Here is a 2,062-nt window from a genome sequence, read left to right on the forward strand (position 1 = left end):
GCCGAGCAGTTCGGCGGGGCCCTCGGTGATCCGGGCGACCGCCGCCGCCTCCCCCGCGGAGGCGGCGGCGAGGGCGGCGGTGAGCACCGGCCGCGCCGGGTCGCCCGCGCGGACCGGGGTGACGAGGATGTCGATGACGCCGCCGCAGGTCAGGCCCACGGCGAAGGCGTCGTCGTCGCTGTAGCCGAAGCGTTCGAGCACGGTCTCGCCGTCGTCGAGCGCCTGCCGGCACAGTTCGTAGACCGCGCCCTCCACGCAGCCCCCTGAGACCGAGCCGATGGCGGTGCCGTCCGCGTCGACCGCGAGGGCGGCGCCGGGCTGCCGGGGCGCGCTCCCGCCGACCGCCACCACGGTGGCGACGGCGAAGTCACGTCCTTGCTCGACCCACCGGCTCAGCTCGTCGGCGATGTCCAGCATGTCGGCCTCCTCGAAGGCTTCTCGGCGGCCCGGCGTCCGGGCTGCGTGGATGTGGGGGAGATGGCTCGGGCGTCAGTGGACGCCCATCCAGCTCTCGATCGGGTTGAGGGCGAAGTAGATGACGAAGACGACCGTCAGGCCCCACATGAAGGCGCCGATCTCGCGGGCCTTGCCTTGCGCGATCTTGATGGCGACCCAGGAGATGACGCCCGCCGCGACACCGGTGGTGATGGTGTACGTGAAAGGCATGAGCACGACGGTCAGGAAGACCGGGATGGCGGTGGCGCGGTCGGCCCAGTCGACGTGCCGTGCGTTCATCATCATCATCGCTCCGATGACGACGAGCGCGGCGGAGGCGACCTCCTGCGGGACGATCGCGGTGACCGGGGTGAAGAAGAGGCACGCCGCGAAGAAGAGGCCGGTGACGACGGAGGAGAGGCCGGTGCGCGCGCCTTCGCCGACGCCGGTCGCGGACTCCACGAACACGGTCTGTCCCGAGCCGCCCGCGACACCGCCGATGGCACCGCCCGCGCCGTCGATGAACAGCGCCTTGGAAAGGCCCGGCATGCGGCCCTTGTCGTCGGCGAGGTTGGCCTCGGTGCCGACGCCGATGATGGTGGCCATGGCGTCGAAGAACCCGGCGAGCACGAGGGTGAAGACGATCATTCCGACGGTCATCGCGCCGACCTCGCCCCAGCCGCCGAACTCGACCTCGCCGAGGAGCGAGAAGTCGGGCGAGGAGACCGCGCTGCCGTGCAGTTCGGGGGCGCCGTTCGCCCACTGCTCGGGGTCGATCACGTCGAGCGCGTTGAGGATGACGGCCACGACGGTGCCGGTGACGATGCCGATCAGGATCGCGCCGGGGGTGTTGCGCGCCTGGAGCATGAAGATCAGGAGCAGCGTGCCCGCGAAGAGCAGCACGGGCCAGCCGGAGAGTTCGCCCGCCGGGCCGAGGGAGAGCGGGGTGGCCTTGCCGGGGTGTACGAAGCCGCCCTTGACCAGGCCGATGATGGCGATGAACAGGCCGATGCCCATGGTGATGCCGTGCTTCAGGGCGAGCGGGATGGCATTCATGATCATCTCGCGCAGCCCGGTGACCACGAGGAGCATGATCACTACGCCGTACATCACACACATGCCCATGGCCTGCGGCCAGGTCATCTCGGGCGCGACCTGGGACGAGATCACTCCGGACACGGAGAGACCGGCGGCCAGGGCCAGCGGCACCTTGCCGACGAAGCCCATCAGGAGGGTGGTGACCGCCGCGGCGAGCGCCGTCGCGGTGATCAGTGCCTTCTGGCCCATGGTGTCGCCCGCGGCGTCCTTTCCGCCGAGCAGCACGGGGTTGAGCAGGACGATGTACGCCATCGCCATGAAGGTGGTGATGCCGCCGCGCACCTCACGCGCGACGGTCGATCCCCGGAGGGATATGTGAAAGTACCGGTCGAGCCAGGACCTGCCGGCCGGGACGCGCGAGCCGGGGCCCGCGTCCTCCGCGCTGGTCTTGGGCTCCACAGACGACTGGGTCATGGTGCCTACTCCCAAGGTTCACAGGGGCACCCGCACGAGTTGCGGGATTTGGGATGGTGCGTTGGCTGCACGACCCGGGGGACGGCCCGAGACGAACGTCGCTCCCGTGTGGGGA

At 70.3% G+C, this 2,062-nt stretch carries 2 protein-coding genes; both read right to left on the minus strand.

What is annotated here, in order from left to right:
• A partial coding sequence (locus tag AB8Z36_RS37305) for an XdhC family protein (protein WP_369217818.1) occupies positions 1-417 on the minus strand: 417 nt, incomplete at its 3' end.
• A 72-nt stretch (positions 418-489) separates the two neighbouring features.
• Positions 490-1,947, minus strand: a complete 1,458-nt coding sequence (locus AB8Z36_RS37310; protein ID WP_369217819.1) for an NCS2 family permease — start codon at positions 1,945-1,947, stop codon at positions 490-492.
• Between the last annotated feature and the right edge of the window lie 115 nt (positions 1,948-2,062).

Origin of the sequence: Streptomyces flavofungini (assembly GCF_041028215.1) — a bacterium.
Lineage (GTDB): Bacteria > Actinomycetota > Actinomycetes > Streptomycetales > Streptomycetaceae > Streptomyces > Streptomyces flavofungini_B.

Bases quoted from the DNA above. Each gene is read 5' to 3' on its own strand.
- AB8Z36_RS37310 (WP_369217819.1), bottom strand. From the start codon at position 1,947: ATGACCCAGTCGTCTGTGGAGCCCAAGACCAGCGCGGAGGACGCGGGC.